This is a genomic window from Paenibacillus lentimorbus NRRL B-30488 (assembly GCF_000411595.1).
In the GTDB taxonomy this organism is placed as follows: Bacteria; Bacillota; Bacilli; order Bacillales; family Bacillaceae; genus Bacillus; species Bacillus velezensis.
Genome location: NZ_ANAT01000021.1, coordinates 214,207 through 231,159 on the forward strand (window position 1 = coordinate 214,207; position 16,953 = coordinate 231,159).

Consider the following 16,953-nt stretch of genomic DNA (forward strand, 5'->3'; position numbering starts at 1 on the left):
AGAAACGGAGGAGCGCTTATGTCACGCGTAACAAAATGGTTGTCATTCGGATTGATATCACTGCTGGCCGTCTTTATGCTGGCAGCCTGCGGAGGGAAAGAAACGTCCGGGGATTCAAAAGGAACGGGAAAAGACACGTTAGCCTCTATTAAAGACAGAGACAAAATCATCTTCGGCGTCAAAACCGATACGAGGTTATTCGGGCTGAAAAACCCAAGCTCCGGTGATATTGAAGGCTTCGATATTGATATCTCAAAACAGCTCGCAAAAGATATTCTGGGGGATGAGAAGAAAGCGGAATTTAAAGAAGTGACGTCAAAAACGAGAATTCCGATGCTGCAAAACGGAGATATCGACGCCATCACCGCCACGATGACGATAACGGATGAGCGGAAAAAAGAAGTTGATTTCTCAGATGTTTATTTTGAAGCCGGGCAATCCCTGCTCGTCAAAAAAGGAAGCAGCATCAAAAGCACCGAAGACCTGGGAAAAGGCTCAAAAGTATTGGCGGTAAAAGGTTCCACTTCCTCACAGAACATCAGAGAAAAAGCGCCTGACGCCTCAGTGCTGGAATTTGAAAATTACGCCGAAGCGTTCACTGCGCTTAAAGCGGGACAGGGAGATGCGCTCACAACCGATAATGCGATTTTATACGGCATGGCGGATGAAAATAAACAATATCAGCTGACGGGCGAAACCTTCACCGATGAACCTTACGGAATCGCCGTCAAAAAAGGCCAATCCGGCCTTGTCAAAGAAATCAACGCCTCTTTGAAAAAAATGAAAGCCGACGGCAGGTACGAAAAAATCTATAAAAAATGGATAAAAGAAGAACCGGCAAAATAGGACGGACCGCGGGATGAGCAGGCATGCTCATCCCCGTTTTATAAGGAGTGACATAGATGAACTTTTCAATTTTAACGGAAAACTTCGATATGTATATGGACGGTTTCCTGCACACATTGCTTGCGAGCTTCATCGCGCTGGCAGGCAGCTTTGCGGTGGGCGTTCTGATCGCAGTCATGAGAATCACGGCTTTCAAACCCCTTCAATGGATCGGCACTGCGTATGTGGAATTTATCCGGAACATCCCGCTTCTCCTCATCACATTCGTTTTTTATTTCGGACTTCCGAACGCCGGGCTGAGACTGGACGGCTTTCAGGCGGGAACGATTGCGCTTACGATTTACACGTCCGCCTTTATCGCAGAAGCCATCAGAGCCGGAATTCAGACTGTCCCCAAAGGGCAGATGGAAGCGGCCAGATCGTCAGGCTTCACCTACAGTCAGGCGATGAGATATATCATTCTTCCTCAGGCCGTAAAAATCGTCATTCCCCCGCTCGGAAACCAATTTCTCAACCTTGTCAAAAACTCATCAATACTCGGAGTGGTGGCGGGACTCGATTTGATGTATCAGGCGGATCTCGTGTCCTCGAGCACTCTTGTCGTGTTTGATGTCTATATTTTCGTCGCGCTTTTTTATTTGATATTAACGATCCCGCTCAGCATCGGGGTTCACTATTTGGAAAGACGTCTCGGAAAGAGTTATTAGAGAAGGAGAGTGAAAAACATGGATTTTAGCGGCGCCTATACACCTGACCATCTGCTGTTTTTATGGGACGGCTTTTTTGGTCACACTTTATGTTGCGCTGATCTCCATTGTCCTGAGTTTTATGTTCGGGCTTGCCGCCGGCACTTTGCGCTATGCGAAAATTCCTATCGTCTCGGGCATTATAGGGGCCATTGTGGAAACCATCCGCAACCTGCCGCTGTTATTAATCATTTTCTTTACGTTTTTTGCCCTTCCGGAAATCGGGATCAAACTGGAAATTACCGCGGCCGCCATCACGGCGCTGACGATTTTTGAATCGGCCATGCTGTCAGAAATCATCAGAAGCGGTTTGCAATCCGTTGACAAAGGACAGATTGAAGCGGCGCGTTCTTCAGGACTGACGTACACGCAGACTCTTTTTCTCGTCGTCATGCCGCAGGCGCTCAGGCGTATGGTTCCTCCGATTGTGAGCCAGTTTATCTCCTTATTAAAGGATACGTCACTTGCGGTCGTCATCGCTCTGCCCGAACTGATTCATAACGCGCAGATTTTAAACGGACAAAGCGCTGACGGGGGGTATTTTTTCCCGATCTTTCTGCTGGCGGCCCTGATGTATTTCGCGGTTAATTACAGCCTGTCTCTCGCAGCCAGACGGCTGGAAGCGAGACAAACGTAAAAAGGATACTTCCGGAGAAGTATCCTTTTTTCTGCTTAAAACATTTTCATGACTCGTCTTCTCATCCGTTTCATCCCTTTTTTATTCAGCATATCGGACTGAGAAGCCATACGATACATAACGGCTCCAGCTCCTAAAGCCAACAGAGAGGTCATTGTTCTGCCCATCGCGCGTATCTCCTTTCAACTTTAAAAATTGATACTGCGTTCGTCTTCAGAAAACAAATCATCAAGACTGCTTAACGTGCCGTCTTCCTCTACTTGATGTGTCGCAATTTTGCCTTTGGCCACCGTCAGCTCAATGAAGCAGCCCCAGCAATAGTATTGGTTTACGCCGATTTTGCCGATATCTTTACTTTTGCAGTTCGGACATACAAGCACAGACTACACCTCTTATCCGTTCAGGACGATGCCTTCTTTCCCCGCTTCAATAAGCGTATCGGCGGCGCGGCGCACTTGGCGTCTGCCAGCCAGATCTGAAAAGAAGCCGTCCGAGAGTTCATATGCTACGATTATGCCCCTGTCCAAACAAAAGTATACATCTTCCAGCAAACCGAACATTTCACCATCAGGCGATTTCACCGGCTGCATTTTAATCTGTTCAAAGGTGAAACAGCTCTTCGGCAAAGGCTGCAAATGAGCATGACCGGCAGCTACGGCTTCTTGATCCATCTCTTTTATATCACTTGCCCCTAAAAAAAGATGGCGGTTGTGAAACAAGCGTTTCTGCTCCAGCACGAAACCGAGAAACCGGCCGTCCAGAGAGAAACATACATCCGATATCATTCCGAGACTTCGCCCGGTGTTTTCGTCATATACTGTTCGTCCTTCAGCTGCATGGCATGTTCTCAAAGTGTGATCAACCACCTTTTGTTGAACACGTATAGGTTTTGCCAAGAAGCCGGGCAGCATACTTTGAAATGACTTCCACAGGCGAAAAACCGGCGCATAAACATGTGCCGGGTTTTATTTACGCTTTTTCTTCCATAAAGTCAAAAGGCGTGATGCCTTCCATTCCGATGTTCGCATCGTATACACTGAACGGCAGCTCTTTTTGCAGGGCGGCCAGTTCTGCATCCATCTCTTCAGTCTGCTCTGTGAGCCTGTTTTTAAGCGACGTCTGTCTGACGGTGGCATCATTGTTTTTGACGCCCCATTCAAGCGCTTCTTCTTCTCCGCAAAGAATCAGGAATTTTTTCGCTCTTGTAATGGCGGTATAAAGCAGATTTCTCCTGAGCATTCGATAGTAGCCTTTGACGACAGGCAGGACGACAATCGGGAATTCGCTTCCCTGCGACTTATGGATGGAACAGCAGTAAGCGTGGGTAAACTGGCTGAAATCTTTTTTCGTAAAGGTGATTTCGTTGCCGTCAAACGAGACGACGACCATGTCTTCTTTTTCCGTATTTTCTTTGGCATAAAAAATGGACACGATTTCGCCGATATCGCCGTTAAACACATTGTTTTCCGGCTGGTTGACAAGCTGCAATATTTTATCGCCCGTCCTGTAGACGACATCTCCGAATTTCAGCTCCCGCCTTTTTTCTTTAGGCGGATTCATGATGTCCTGAAGAAGCATGTTCAGCTCGTTAATTCCCGCTTTTCCCCTGTACATCGGGGCAAGCACTTGAATATCTCTGGAGGTATACCCCTTTTTTAACGCGTTCGAGACGACCTGGTCCACGACTTCTTTAATCTGTGAAGAATTACAGCGGATAAATGAGCGGTCCTTTGTCGGCGCGGTCAGCCCCTTTGGAAGCAGTCCTTTTTTCATATCATGGGCAAGTTCCACAATGGATGATCCTTCAGCCTGACGGTAAATATCTGTCAGGCGTACGGTCGGCAGCACCTCAGAAGCCAAAAGGTCTCTGAGCACCTGTCCCGGTCCTACTGAAGGAAGCTGATCTTCATCACCGACTATAATGAGCTGAATGTGCTTAGGGAGCGCCTTAAACAAATGGCTGGCGAGCCAAATATCGAGCATACTCGCTTCGTCTATAATGATCAGTTTTCCTTCAATCGGCTGATCTTCATTATAGGTAAAGCCTTCAGCGCCATTCCAGCCAAGCAGCCTGTGAATCGTAACAGCCGGCAGACCCGTAGATTCGCTCATCCGTTTTGCGGCTCTTCCGGTCGGCGCGGCAAGCAGCACCGGAAACGCCTCGTCTTTTTATAATCACCGGGGTCAAGCGATACGCCGTGCAGTTCACTGTATAATTCCACGATTCCTTTAATAACGGTCGTTTTCCCCGTTCCAGGTCCCCCGGTCAGTAAAAGCATCGGCGAGGACAGCGCTTTTTGAATGGCATCCTTTTGGCTTGGTGCGTATTGAACGTTCATCCGTTCTTCCAGTTCACCGAGTGCAAGCAGAAATTCCGATTCAGGAAATTGATCGGCATACTCCGTCTGGGCCGCAATGTCGAGCACGCGTTTTGCGACGTTTTGTTCGGCGTAAAACAATGACGGAAAATAGCAGCGCTCTCCTTCGATGACGATATCCTTACTCTCCCCGAGGGCGATGATGCCGTCAGCCGCATCCATCTCCGTGACGCGGCCGCCTTCAGCTGACTGATTCAGGAGCGTTTGCGTATTGATAATCAGCTGCTTTGTCTCTATGTACGTATGGCCCTCTGAAAGACAGGTCGATTCAATCGTATATAAGATTGCCGCTTTGATCCGCTCCGGGTGGTTTCCTGACAGACCCATTTTTCCGCCCAGCTCGTCGGCTTTCACAAAGCCGATGCCTTCCACATCTTTTACAAGCTGATAAGGATTTTCCTGAATTTTCTCCAAGGTTTCCGTTTCGTAGGCCTGATATATTTTCATGGATAGCTGGGGCCCGAAACCGTATTGGTTCAGAGAGATCATAATCTGCTCAAGACCCTGATGCCGCTGCAGCTCTCCGGCAAGCTTATCCGCTTTCTTTTTCGACATTTTCGGCACATCGTAAAGCACCGACGCATCCGTCAGAATTTTATTGAGCGCGCCGTCTCCAAGCTTTTTGACGATTTCTTCCGCCGTTTTTTTTCCGATTCCTTCAAACAGATCACTTGATAAATAGTGAATGATCCCTTCTTTTGTGGTCGGAATTTCTTTTTAAAGTGTTCAGCCTGAAATTGCAGGCCGAACTTAGGATGCGTGGCGGTTTTTCCGTAAAATGTGTAGGTCTCATCTTCTTGCAGCAGAGGGAAGTAGCCCGTTACGGATACGACCTTGTCTTCGATCGCCTCAGACGTTTCTGCAACCTTGACTTTCAGCACTGTATACAGGTTGGTGTCATTATGATAAATGACCGTATGAATGACGCCTTTTACATACGGCTGTTCTTCGATGTTCAGCTGATCCACGAGCCTTCCCTCCTTTTGTTATGACTGGGTGATAAGCTGTTTCGCATGAAGCGCAAGCATATGATCAGGCTGTATGCCGATTGCGCCTTCCAGCATCTCAAGCGCCTTTTCACGATTTTCTTTGTACGCGTAAGCGACCCCGGCATTATAAAATGCGTCCGCGTGGCCCGGATCCTGCTCGATCACCGTCTCAAACTGCGCAAGAGCCTCATCCAGCATTTCTTCATTTGCGAGACACATTCCGAACTGGAAGCGCGCTTCCGTGTCATTTTCGTTTAATTCAACGGCACGCTGCAAATACGGCAGCGCAAGCTTCGGCCGCTCTAATTTAACGAGAACGGTCCCCAGCATATAAAACAAATCTCCGTTTTCCATTCCGGAGCGAAGCGCTTTTTCAAACATATCCTTCGCTTCGGAAAACGATTCTTTCATCACATATACGTTACCCGCACCGTAATAAGCGGCTGCCGCCGAATTGTCCAATTCAAGCGCTCTGTTATAGAATGCAAGCGCCCGCTCGAGTTCGTTCACAGTAGAAAGCAGATTTGCGAAGTTGATGTACGGCACCGGATCTTGGCCGTTTTCCTCAATCGCTTTCGTAAAAGCCTCTGCCGCTTTTTCAAAATCGCCCTCCTGCATGGCGTCAATCCCGATTTTATTATAATCCATTTTTAACTTCCTTTCGCTAAAAAACCCCAACATGCGAGTTGAGGTTTTTTACATGTGTTATACGTACCACAGTTTTGTTCCGTCTTTATAAACGTCATCTATCGTTCCGCCGCCGAGGCACTCTTCTCCGTCATAAAAAACGACGGCTTGTCCCGGCGTAACGGCGCGTACCTGCCCGTCAAAAATGATTTCCGCTTCATCATCACCCGTCATTTTCACCGTTACTTTGTGATCTTCCTGACGGTAGCGGAATTTCGCCGTGCATGTCATTTCGCCGCTGTCCATCAGACCGGGACGCGTCCAGCTGACATTTGTCGCCGTGATCTTATCGGAATACAGAAGCGGATTATGGAATCCTTGATCAACATACAGAATGTTTTTTCAAGATCTTTACCGACGGCGAACCACGGCTCGCCGCTTCCGCCGATTCCAAGACCGTGGCGCTGTCCGATTGTATAATACATCAGACCGTCATGACGCCCTTTTATTTCTCCGTCCATTGTCATCATATCGCCCGGCTGAGCGGGGAGATATTGGCTGAGAAACGTTTTGAAGTTGCGTTCGCCGATAAAGCAGATTCCCGTGCTGTCTTTTTTCGCAGCTGTCGCAAGTTCCGCTTCTTTGGCGATTTCCCGCACGCGGCTTTTTTGCAGATCACCGATCGGGAACATGACTTTGCTGAGCTGTTCCTGATTGAGCTGATTCAGAAAATAAGTCTGGTCCTTGTTTTCATCCAGACCGCGGAGCATGCGCACTGTACCTGCGCTTCTGTCCACGCGGGCGTAATGGCCCGTCGCAAGATAATCCGCGCCGAGTGACAGAGCATGATCCAAGAAAGCCTTAAACTTAATTTCTTTATTGCACATGACATCCGGATTGGGGGTTCTTCCGGCTTTATATTCATCAAGGAAATATTGAAATACCTTTTCCCAATATTGCTTCTCAAAATTGACGGCATAATACGGAATTCCGATCTGGTTGCAGACCCGGATGACGTCTTCATAATCTTCCGTTGCCGTGCAAAAACCGTTTTCGTCCGTATCATCCCAGTTTTTCATAAAGATTCCGATTACATCGTAGCCCTGCTCCTTCAGCAGAAGGGCCGCCACGGAAGAGTCCACGCCGCCGGACATGCCGACTACGACTCTTGTATCCTCCGGCCGTTTTTCCATTTGCATTCACTCCATTAAAAACGTAAGTCCGCCGTTTTAAGCAAGCCGTTTAACGACGGCGGCAAGCTTTTCGGCGGCTGTTTCGATTTGTTCCGCCGTATTGCCGAGGCCGAAGCTGAGGCGGATTGACGAAGTCAGCCTGCCGCTCTCACTTCCGAACATGGCCGTAAGCACATGGGACGGAAGAACGGATCCTGCCGTACAAGCAGATCCGCTGGAGACGGCAATGCCTTCCATGTCAAGATTGACCAGCAGCGCTTCCACCGGCACACCGGGAAAGTAAAGGTTTAAAATATGAGGCAGGCACTTCTCGGCATCTCCGTTCACCTCCGCTGTGACGCCGGCTTCTTCCAGCGTGCTCATGATGATGTTCTTAAACTCCTTATACTTCGCTGTTTTCTCTTCCCTCTCACGGTTTGAAAGGACGACCGCTTCTTTTAAGCCGGCGATGCCCGGTACATTTTCCGTCCCCGCGCGGCGCTTTCGTTCCTGCTCTCCCCCAAGAAGAATCGGTGACAGCTTCACCTCTTGATTTACATATAAAAAGCCTGTCCCTTTAGGCCCGTTAAGCTTGTGACCGGAAACAGACAGCATGTCAATTCTGCTTTTTTTCACATCAATCGGCATATAACCGAATGTCTGGACGGCATCTGTGTGAAAATAGGCCTGATGCCCGCTTAACAGCTCTCCGATTTCGTCAATCGGCTGAATGGTTCCGACTTCGTTATTGCCATACATGACGGTAACAAGGATTGTATCATCACGGAGCGCTTCTTTCACCTGATTTGCACTGATCCGTCCTGAAGGGCCGGGGATGAGGTATGTCACCTCAAAGCCGTCTTCTTCCAGCTTTTCGCAGGCGTGCAATACAGCATGATGCTCAACAGCGGTCGTAATGATATGCTTTCCTTCATTCTTCCGGGCGGCAGCCGTTCCGAAAATCGCTAAATTATCAGCCTCCGTGCCGCCGCTTGTGAAAATAATTTCCTGTTCTTTCGCACTGATTTGGCGCGCGATGTCCGCTCTCGCTTCATCGACCCATTTCCGGGATTCTCTCCCGAATGAATGAATGCTTGACGGGTTGCCGAAACTGCCGAAGAAATGGGGCTTCATTTCTTCGAGCACACGTTCATCCATCGGGGAAGTCGCGGCATGATCTAAATAAATCCGTTCCATTGTCTTTACACCTCTGGTTTAAATATAGAACATATAAGCTTCCTGCTCGCCGTCCGTGTAGCTCGCAAGGTCTTCTAACGTCGTGCTGTCCAGCACGTCTTTTACAGCGTCGCGGATGCGGATCCATAACTCCCGCTTGGCAGGCTCTTCATCCTCAAGCACTTCTACCGGGCTGATCGGCCCTTCCAGCACTCTGATAATATCTCCGGCCGTTATCTCTTCAGGCTGGCCCCCCGAGCACGTAACCCCCGTAAGCGCCTCTGATGCTTTTTACGAGTCCGGCGTTTCTGAGCGGTGATACAAGCTGTTCCAAGTAATGCTCAGAAAGGCTGTTTGTTTGGGCGATGCTTTTGAGCGACGTCGGACCGTCTCCATGCTTTTTCGCCAATTCAATCATAATGGTGAGCCCGTATCTTCCCTTTGTCGATATTTTCAATATGAACACCCCAGTCAATTCTAATTGTTAATTTATACAAGTAAATGGATATGAATAATCTGTTTAGTATCTTATAGACCAACTGTTATTATAACATAACTTATCCTAATTTTCATTGAAACACGGGGCCCGCCGCAATTCGCTTTTCTAATCGGCCGTTTTCCGTTACCCTGTATATGTAAGGAGAGATGTTCATGAAACCATTGGCGTATCGGATGCGGCCTGCCAATATCGAAGACATTATCGGCCAGGAACATTTGGTCAAAGAAGATAAAATCATCGGCAGAATGGTGCGTGCGAAGCACTTATCATCCATGATCCTGTACGGACCGCCGGGCATCGGAAAAACGTCCATCGCCACAGCGATCGCAGGATCGGCAAGCATCGCATTCAGGAAATTGAATGCCGTCATTCATAATAAAAAAGACATGGAGATTGTCGTACAGGAAGCGAAAATGTCAGGTCAGGTCATTTTAATCCTTGATGAAGTGCACAGACTTGATAAGGGAAAGCAGGATTTTCTGCTGCCCTATTTAGAAAACGGCATGATTATTTTAATCGGCGCGACGACCGCCAACCCTTATCATGCCATTAACCCGGCCATCAGAAGCCGAACCCAGATATTTGAGCTTGAACCGTTAACACCCGATCTGATCAAGCAGGCATTGAAAAGAGCGCTCACAGATGAACACCGGGGACTCGGTTCCTACAGCGTTTCGGTGGACGACGACGCGATGGATCATTTCGCACAAGGATGCGGAGGAGACGTCCGCTCCGCTTTGAACGCACTGGAGCTTGCCGTGCTCTCCACAAAGGAATCAAGCGACGGCACGATCCGGATTACACGGGAAACGGCGGAAGAATGTCTGCAGAAAAAAAGCTATACCCATGATAAAAACGGCGATGCGCATTATGACGTCTTATCCGCGTTCCAAAAATCGATCCGGGGCTCGGATGCAAACGCCGCCCTTCATTATCTGGCCCGTCTGATCGAAGCCGGAGACCTTGAAAGCATATCAAGAAGACTTCTCGTGATCGCCTATGAAGATATCGGCCTCGCAAGCCCGCAGGCAGGCCCCCGGGTGCTGAGCGCGATTCAGACCGCAGAACGGATCGGCTTTCCGGAAGCGAGAATTCCGCTGGCCAATGCGGTAATCGAATTATGCCTCTCGCCAAAATCAAACTCCGCCATCTCAGCCGTTGATGAGGCGCTCAAAGACATCAGGACTGGTAAAATCGGCGATGTGCCGAAACATTTAAAAGACGCCCACTATAAAGGGGCCCAAGAGCTCGGACGCGGGATCGGCTATCAATATCCTCACGATTTCGAGAATGGATGGGTCGAACAGCAATATTTGCCCGATCCGTTAAAAAACAAGCAATACTATAAACCGAAACAAACGGGGAAATTTGAAGCCGCCATAAAGCAAGTGTATGAAAAACTGATGAAGCAGAAAAAATAACCGGACAAGATCTTTCGTGTAAACGGCGGATTCAAATAAAAAACAGCCTTTCCTGAAGAAGGCTGTTTTTCTTTTTACTTATCTTTAACCCGTTTAATGTCGATGTCCTTTAAGAGCTCCATGACAACATGTCCGCCCATAATCAGACCGGCCACTGACGGAACCCAGGCGTTGGAAGACGGCGGCATTTGCGCTTTGCGGATTTTCGCTTCATCATTCCCGACTTCTTTTCTGACGTCTTCACGGATGACGATCGGGCTTTCATCAGAAAAAATGACCTGTACGCCTTTTTTAATGCCCTCTTTACGAAGTCTTGTGCGGACGACTTTGGCAATCGGATCAGTATGGGTTTTTGAAATATCAGCAATCTGAAAGCGTGTCGGGTCTGTTTTATTCGCCGCTCCCATGCTTGAAATCAGCGGAACATTCCGTTTCAGACATTCTTTCATCAGATGAATTTTATAATGAATCGTATCCGACGCGTCAATGACGTAATCAAGCGGATACTCAAAGAACTGCTCATACGTCTCTTCTGTATAAAACATTTTTAAGGCGACGACGTCACAATCCGGATTAATATCAGCGATCCGCTCTTTCATCAATTCTGTTTTCGGCTGTCCCACCGTCGACAAGAGCGCATGCAGCTGGCGGTTTACGTTTGTAATGTCAACATCATCTTTATCGACAAGCACGATCCGCCCCACTCCGGACCTCGCCAATGCTTCGGCTGCGAATGAACCGACTCCGCCGACGCCGAGAACGGCCACCGTGCTGTTTTTTAACGTGTCCAGCCCTTCTTTTCCAATCGCTAGCTCATTTCTGGAAAACTGATGTAACAAGAGACTCACTCCACATTCTGGTTTTATAAACTCGGCTTGTCAGAAAGCCGCTGGTTTTAGCGCACAAAAAATAAAGTCCCAATTGTGCCGTTGCAGCTTTCCTTCGTTTTGAACCCGCTCTCAGCAGGTGGGTGCCCTTTTTTAAATCTTGTAAGTCCTCTTTAGCGAATGAAAAGAGGCATGTACGCCATTTAAAAATGCGGGCTCCCAAATCAAAAAAATGTTCGGTCAAAACTAGGTGTACAACTAACACATCAGGACTTTATTTAACTTGTCAAAATCATATCACAGCAGATTTTGATTTTCAAGAAACAAACTGCTGATCTTTACTGTTTCACTTTTCTTTTGACAGAAAGGTGAAGTTCTTCAAGCTGGGCGTCGCTCACTTCGCCGGGCGCTTCCGTAAGAAGGCAGCTTGCGCTTGCCGTTTTCGGGAAAGCGATCGTATCTCTTAAGTTTGTGCGGCCTGCAAGAAGCATAACCAACCGGTCTAAGCCGAGCGCGATTCCGCCGTGCGGAGGGGCGCCGTATTCAAAGGCTTCAAGAAGGTATCCGAACTCCTCCTCCGCTTCTTCTTTTGTAAAGCCGAGAAGCCCGAACATTTTTTCCTGAACGTCTTTTTCAAAAATACGGATTGAGCCTCCGCCGAGTTCATAGCCGTTTAGGACAAGGTCGTAAGCCTGCGCTTTCATATCTTCAGGCGCCGTTTCAATCAGGTCAAGATCTTCACGGACAGGCATTGTAAACGGGTGGTGAGCCGCATAGAAACGGCCTTCTTCCTCGTCATGCTCCAGTAACGGCCAGTCCACAACCCACAGGAAGTTGAAGAGGCTTTCGTCAATCAGACCGCGTTCTTTGCCGAGTTTTAAGCGAAGCGCGCCGAGGGATTGAGCCACAACCTCAAACTTATCAGCGCCGAACAGGAGCAGATCGCCTTCAGAAGCATTAAGCGCTTCAGCCAGTTTTGCCTGCTTCTCTTCATCAAAGAATTTCGCAATCGGGCCTTTTACGCCGTCAGCTTCAACTTTCACCCAAGCGAGACCTTTCGCGCCGTAATTTCCGGCAAAAACGCCGAGCGCATCGATATCTTTTCTGGAATAGTCGCCGGCAGCGCCTTTGACATTGATCGCTTTTACAACGCCGCCGTTTGCCACGGCTGATGAGAACACCTTAAATTCAGTATCTCTCACTATGTCTGACACGTCCGTCAGCAGCATGCCGAAGCGGGTATCGGGTTTGTCGGAACCGTAGCTGTTCATCGCTTCTTCATATGTCATTCGCGGAAGCGGAAGCGATACTTCAACACCTTTTGTTTCAAGCATGACTTTCGCCATCATCTCTTCCGCCAGAGCCATGATGTCCTCTTGACTCATAAAGGACATTTCGATATCAATCTGCGTAAATTCCGGCTGGCGGTCGGCACGCAAGTCTTCATCGCGGAAGCAGCGGGCCACTTGATAATACCGTTCAAAGCCCGACACCATCAGAAGCTGTTTAAAAATCTGCGGCGATTGCGGAAGGGCGTAAAATTCCCCTTCATGCACCCGGCTCGGCACTAAGTAATCACGGGCGCCTTCGGGAGAACTTTTTGTTAAAATCGGTGTTTCAATATCAAGAAATCCGTTTTCATCTAAGAAATGGCGGATGGATTTTGTGACTTGATGCCGCATTTGCAATGTTTGAAACATCGCCGGGCGGCGCAAATCCAAATAGCGGTGTTTTAACCGGACGTCTTCAGAAACCTCAGCCGCCTGGTCACTGATCGGAAACGGAGGCGTTTTCGCCGTACTGAGCACCGTCACCGCTTCAGCTTTGATTTCAATTTTACCGGTTTTCAGGTTGGGATTCACCGTGCCTTCTTCACGGGCAGAAACCGTGCCTTCGATATCAAGCACATATTCGTTTCTGATTGCTTCCGCTGCGGCAAGGGCTTCCTTCGATACGTCAGGGTTGAACACGACTTGCACAATACCCGAGCGGTCACGCAAATCAATGAAAATCAAGCCGCCGAGATCGCGCCGCTTCTGCACCCACCCTTTCAGTTTGACGGTTTCGCCAATCGCTTTTTCAGTTATCTCGCCACAATAATATGTTCTTCCAAACATAGCGTTCCTCTCCTTCACTGCTTTTGATCTGCCTTTAACACTTGTATCAGCTCGTCTAACACCACTTCACGCTGCTCTCCTGTTTCCGCATCTTTTACATTGATTTTATTTTGGGCAAGCTCATCTTCCCCTAAAATCGCAATAAAACGTGCGCCGAGACGGTCAGCCGTTTTGAATTGGCCCTTCATCTTTTTATTTTCATAATCGATTTCACTTGAGATGCCCGCTTCTCTCAGTTTGTACACGAGGGAAACGGAATAATCCTTCGCTTTTTCTCCGAGCGTCACGACGTAGCAGTCAATCCCCTGATTGACGGGAAGGTCTGTTTTCTCAGCGTCAATGGCTGCCAGCAGACGTTCGATGCTCATCGCAAATCCGATACCCGGCGCTTCAGGACCGCCGATCTGTTCAACAAGCCCGTCATAGCGGCCCCCGCCGGCAAGGGTTGTAATCGCTCCGAATCCTTCGGCATTGCTCATAATTTCAAAAGCGGTATGGTTATAATAATCAAGCCCTCTGACAAGGTTCGGATCTATTTCGAACGGGATGCCGAGATCGTTTAAGTATTGTTTTACCTTCTCAAAATAAGCGGCTGATTCTTCATTTAAGTAATCAAGAATGGACGGAGCCGTTTTCATCAGTTCATGCTCTCTGTCTTTCTTGCAGTCAAGAATTCTGAGCGGGTTTGTGTGCAGACGCGACTGGCAGTCTGAGCAAAACTCTCCGATGCGCGGTTCAAAATGTTTGACGAGCGCTTCCCGGTAGGATTTGCGGCTCTCCTGGTCACCAAGGCTGTTCAGCACAAGCTTGACATGTTTCAAACCGGCTTTACGGTAAATACTCATCGCAAGCGCAATGACTTCTGCATCCACGGCCGGATCTTTGGAGCCGATCGCTTCAATTCCGAATTGATAAAATTGGCGGAAACGCCCTGTCTGCGGACGTTCGTAACGGAACATCGGTCCGACATAATAAAGCTTCGTCGGCTGCACCGGGTTCGCAAATAATTTATTTTCATTGAACGCGCGGACTGCGGCGGCTGTTCCTTCCGGCCGAAGCGTCAGGCTTCTCCCTTTACGGTCTTCAAACGTGTACATTTCTTTCTGCACGATATCTGTAGACTCACCGACGCCTCTTGCGAATAATTCCGTATGCTCGAAGATCGGCGTGCGGATTTCTTTATATTGATAAGTGCGGCACGTCTCCCTCATAATTTGTTCGACGAACTGCCATCTGTCTGATTCACCCGGCAGTATGTCCTGTGTGCCTCTTGGAATGTGATATGCCATGTTACAGGCCTCCTTAATGTCTTTCTTCAAATAAAAAAACTCCCGCTCCTACTATACATGTATAGTAGGGACGAGAGTTATACCCGTGGTGCCACCCTAGTTGGAATGCCGAAGCATCCCCGCTCTGACCTTTAACGCAGGTTCACGTCCGCTGCCTAATGACTTGCAAAAGCGTTCAGCAGGGAACCTCCGGAGTGTTGTTTCGAGAAAGATGCAGTGCGGATCCGCTTTCAGCCCGGGACGGTTCCTCTCTTCTCCATGCATTCTGACCTACTCTTCTCCATTATCGGTTCAAAATCGTTATCATGACTTATGTACATCAATTTCTATTATAATAATGGGATTGCACTCCCCTGTCAAGTTTTATTCCGTCTGTTTTTCCTTGCGACCGCTTCTTTCGATAAGAGACCGAACTCCGTCGACGTCTCTTCTAGAAAACCCGCCTTTTCTCTATCGCTCTGATCACTGAAGTGCAGATTTCCTTCCGCATCGTGCAGCGCGCGTCCCATTTTTGGTTGATATTTCATGATTTGCACACCTTTTCGCTGTATTTATGACTAGTATAAACAAACCATTTTATTTTTATTTAACATTCAGCAAGGAAAATACGATATTATACAAGAATGTATTTTAGTTAGTTCAGAAAGGAGGACAGCCATGAAGAAGAGAACTCTTGCTCTTATTTTATGCGGCGTCATCATCACAGCGCTTCTTCCGTCATTTCACACCGCAATCGCCGCAGAGGGAGAAGCGGTCATCGCGACAGACAAGATCAATGTCAGAGGCGGTCCCGGCCTGAGCTACGGAATTAAGGCTGAAGTGAAAAAAGGGGAAAGATACCCGATCACTAAAGAAGAGGGAGACTGGGTACAGCTTCAGCTGAGCCCCGGTAAAACCGGATGGGTCGTTTCCTGGCTGATATCAAAAACAGCCGGGGGAGCAGACAATTCATCCGCAACAAGAGGAACGGTCACTTCCACCGATCCTGACCTCCGCATCAGAAAAGGCCCGGGGACATCGTATGAAGTCATCGGCAAACTTCCGCTAGGCGCGCATGCATCCGTGCTGGACAAGAACAGCGGATGGGTGAACATTTCTTATCAAGGCACAACCGGGTGGGTTTCTTCCGAATACGTCACCGCGGACAGCGGCGGATCGGATACGAAAGCAACTTCGGCCCGAAGCGGGTCAAAAAGCGGGACTGTCGGCGTTTCTTCATTGAATGTCAGAAGTGCAGCGTCACATGATTCAGCGATTATGACTAAATTATCACGCGGAACAAAGGTTTCCATCTTAAGTGAAGACCACGGCTGGCTGAAAATTGAAGCAAACGGGCAAAAAGGCTGGGCAGCAAGCCACTACATCATAAAGGATTCTGACTCATCGGGCAGCGCATCCGGCTCGGGAGACGGTTCTGCGGGCTCAGGCCCCTCGAAAAAAGCGTATATTGTTTACGGCGGCACCAACTTAAGGAGCTCGGCCTCGACTTCCGCTTCTATCGTAAAAAGAGCAGATAAAGGCGCAGCCTACCCGATTGTCGGCTCAAGCGGCAAATGGTATGAAGTCCGGCTTGAGAACGGACAAACCGCATATGTGGCAAACTGGGTCGTACAAACGTCAAAAAGCGGTGAGGAAACAGGTGAAGCACCTTCTCCCAACACGTCAGGCGGCAGCGGCTCACTTAAAAACAAAACGATCGTCGTTGATCCCGGACACGGAGGAAAAGACAGCGGAACGATCGGCTACTCCGGAAAGTTTGAAAAAAACGTAACGATTAAAACAGCTAAGCTGCTGGCCCAAAAATTGAGAGCGGCCGGTGCAAACGTGTATATCACCAGGCAGGATGATACATTTATCAGCCTGCAGGCCAGGGTTTCAACCTCTCATTACCGGAATGCGGATGCCTTTATCAGCATTCACTATGACAGCTATGCCGATACGTCAACGCGGGGAAGCACGGCTTATTATTACAGTCCGTCTAAGGACCGCCAGCTTGCCTCAGACGTCCATTCTGAAGTAGTGAAGCGTTCCCCTATCCCGGATCGCGGCGTTCTGTTTGGCGATTATTACGTCCTGAGGGAAAATAAACGGCCTGCCATGCTGTATGAGCTCGGCTATCTCAGTCAACCGCAAGAAGAAACAATCATACATAGCGGCTCTTACCAGGAAAAAGTGACAGACGGAATTGAAAGCGGATTGGAACATTATTTTCAATCATAAAAAAAGCTG

Annotated in this window: 13 protein-coding genes, 1 other RNA gene, 4 pseudogenes and 1 other annotated feature; of the genes and pseudogenes, 5 read left to right on the forward strand and 13 right to left on the reverse strand. The window is 48.6% G+C overall.

Translation table 11 applies throughout. From position 1 onward, the window contains the following. Window positions 1-18 precede the first annotated feature (18 nt). From D368_RS12815 to D368_RS12825, 3 genes and pseudogenes are all read left to right on the forward strand, one after another. On the forward strand, window positions 19-846 hold the full coding sequence (locus tag D368_RS12815) for a transporter substrate-binding domain-containing protein (RefSeq protein WP_070082155.1): 828 nt from the start codon (window positions 19-21) through the stop codon (window positions 844-846). Window positions 847-902: 56 nt separating this feature from the next. Continuing rightward, complete coding sequence (locus tag D368_RS12820; protein ID WP_058906206.1) at window positions 903-1,553, forward strand: amino acid ABC transporter permease; 651 nt, start codon at window positions 903-905, stop codon at window positions 1,551-1,553. Between the two features lie 18 nt (window positions 1,554-1,571). Then, window positions 1,572-2,229: pseudogene (locus tag D368_RS12825) on the forward strand (amino acid ABC transporter permease). Window positions 2,230-2,264: 35 nt separating this feature from the next. Here the strand turns inward: D368_RS12825 and D368_RS12830 are convergent. The 8 genes and pseudogenes from D368_RS12830 to cymR form a co-directional block, all read right to left on the reverse strand. Next, a complete protein-coding gene (locus tag D368_RS12830; protein ID WP_003152741.1) occupies window positions 2,265-2,396 on the reverse strand; it encodes a YrzQ family protein in 132 nt (43 codons plus the stop codon). Window positions 2,397-2,417: 21 nt separating this feature from the next. Then, window positions 2,418-2,609 (reverse strand): hypothetical protein, encoded by a 192-nt coding sequence (locus D368_RS12835; protein WP_003152738.1) that lies wholly within the window; start codon window positions 2,607-2,609, stop codon window positions 2,418-2,420. A 12-nt stretch (window positions 2,610-2,621) separates the two neighbouring features. Next, a complete protein-coding gene (locus D368_RS12840; RefSeq protein ID WP_017418223.1) occupies window positions 2,622-3,080 on the reverse strand; it encodes a PRC-barrel domain-containing protein in 459 nt (152 codons plus the stop codon). Between the two features lie 118 nt (window positions 3,081-3,198). Further along, window positions 3,199-5,575, reverse strand: a pseudogene (gene recD2 / locus D368_RS12845) (SF1B family DNA helicase RecD2). A gap of 18 nt (window positions 5,576-5,593) precedes the next feature. Continuing rightward, window positions 5,594-6,214, reverse strand: a complete 621-nt coding sequence (locus D368_RS12850) for a tetratricopeptide repeat protein (RefSeq protein WP_128574854.1) — start codon at window positions 6,212-6,214, stop codon at window positions 5,594-5,596. An 87-nt stretch (window positions 6,215-6,301) separates the two neighbouring features. Beyond that, window positions 6,302-7,416: pseudogene (gene mnmA / locus D368_RS12855) on the reverse strand (tRNA 2-thiouridine(34) synthase MnmA). Window positions 7,417-7,452: 36 nt separating this feature from the next. After that, the gene (locus D368_RS12860; RefSeq protein WP_128574852.1) at window positions 7,453-8,592 is read right to left on the reverse strand and encodes a cysteine desulfurase family protein; all 1,140 of its coding nucleotides are present in this window, start codon (window positions 8,590-8,592) and stop codon (window positions 7,453-7,455) included. Between the two features lie 18 nt (window positions 8,593-8,610). Then, a pseudogene (cymR, locus tag D368_RS12865) lies at window positions 8,611-9,028 on the reverse strand (cysteine metabolism transcriptional regulator CymR). A gap of 194 nt (window positions 9,029-9,222) precedes the next feature. On the opposite strand from cymR, the gene D368_RS12870 reads away from it, so the two are divergent. Then, entirely contained in the window at window positions 9,223-10,491 is a 1,269-nt protein-coding gene (locus tag D368_RS12870; protein WP_071391559.1) for a replication-associated recombination protein A, read from the forward strand. Window positions 10,492-10,565: 74 nt separating this feature from the next. On the opposite strand, the gene D368_RS12875 is transcribed toward D368_RS12870, so the two are convergent. From D368_RS12875 to D368_RS20180, 5 genes are all read right to left on the reverse strand, one after another. After that, a complete protein-coding gene (locus D368_RS12875) occupies window positions 10,566-11,330 on the reverse strand; it encodes a tRNA threonylcarbamoyladenosine dehydratase (RefSeq protein ID WP_003152728.1) in 765 nt (254 codons plus the stop codon). A gap of 71 nt (window positions 11,331-11,401) precedes the next feature. Beyond that, window positions 11,402-11,594: non-coding RNA, 6S RNA (gene ssrS, locus D368_RS12880), on the reverse strand. Window positions 11,595-11,656: 62 nt separating this feature from the next. After that, complete coding sequence (aspS, locus tag D368_RS12885; protein WP_101562308.1) at window positions 11,657-13,435, reverse strand: aspartate--tRNA ligase; 1,779 nt, start codon at window positions 13,433-13,435, stop codon at window positions 11,657-11,659. Between the two features lie 14 nt (window positions 13,436-13,449). Next, on the reverse strand, window positions 13,450-14,724 hold the full coding sequence (hisS, locus tag D368_RS12890) for a histidine--tRNA ligase (RefSeq protein ID WP_101562309.1): 1,275 nt from the start codon (window positions 14,722-14,724) through the stop codon (window positions 13,450-13,452). 63 nt (window positions 14,725-14,787) lie between these two features. After that, window positions 14,788-15,020 (reverse strand) — a binding site (T-box leader). A 60-nt stretch (window positions 15,021-15,080) separates the two neighbouring features. After that, window positions 15,081-15,251, reverse strand: coding sequence for a YrzK family protein (locus tag D368_RS20180; protein ID WP_094247699.1), 171 nt, complete (start codon window positions 15,249-15,251; stop codon window positions 15,081-15,083). A 130-nt stretch (window positions 15,252-15,381) separates the two neighbouring features. Between D368_RS20180 and D368_RS12895 the strand changes: the two genes are divergently transcribed. Then, window positions 15,382-16,944, forward strand: a complete 1,563-nt coding sequence (locus tag D368_RS12895; protein ID WP_071391557.1) for an N-acetylmuramoyl-L-alanine amidase family protein — start codon at window positions 15,382-15,384, stop codon at window positions 16,942-16,944. The last annotated feature ends 9 nt before the right edge of the window (window positions 16,945-16,953 follow it).

Excerpts from the sequence above, each read along its gene's own strand:
- D368_RS20180 (WP_094247699.1), bottom strand. The coding sequence starts at position 15,251 with ATGAAATATCAACCAAAAATGGGACGCGCGCTGCACGATGCGGAAGGA.
- D368_RS12860 (WP_128574852.1), bottom strand. The coding sequence starts at position 8,592 with ATGGAACGGATTTATTTAGATCATGCCGCGACTTCCCCGATGGATGAA.
- D368_RS12820 (WP_058906206.1), top strand. The coding sequence starts at position 903 with ATGAACTTTTCAATTTTAACGGAAAACTTCGATATGTATATGGACGGT.
- hisS (WP_101562309.1), bottom strand. The coding sequence starts at position 14,724 with ATGGCATATCACATTCCAAGAGGCACACAGGACATACTGCCGGGTGAA.
- D368_RS12830 (WP_003152741.1), bottom strand. The coding sequence starts at position 2,396 with ATGGGCAGAACAATGACCTCTCTGTTGGCTTTAGGAGCTGGAGCCGTT.
- D368_RS12870 (WP_071391559.1), top strand. The coding sequence starts at position 9,223 with ATGAAACCATTGGCGTATCGGATGCGGCCTGCCAATATCGAAGACATT.
- aspS (WP_101562308.1), bottom strand. The coding sequence starts at position 13,435 with ATGTTTGGAAGAACATATTATTGTGGCGAGATAACTGAAAAAGCGATT.
- D368_RS12850 (WP_128574854.1), bottom strand. The coding sequence starts at position 6,214 with ATGCAGGAGGGCGATTTTGAAAAAGCGGCAGAGGCTTTTACGAAAGCG.
- D368_RS12895 (WP_071391557.1), top strand. The coding sequence starts at position 15,382 with ATGAAGAAGAGAACTCTTGCTCTTATTTTATGCGGCGTCATCATCACA.
- D368_RS12815 (WP_070082155.1), top strand. The coding sequence starts at position 19 with ATGTCACGCGTAACAAAATGGTTGTCATTCGGATTGATATCACTGCTG.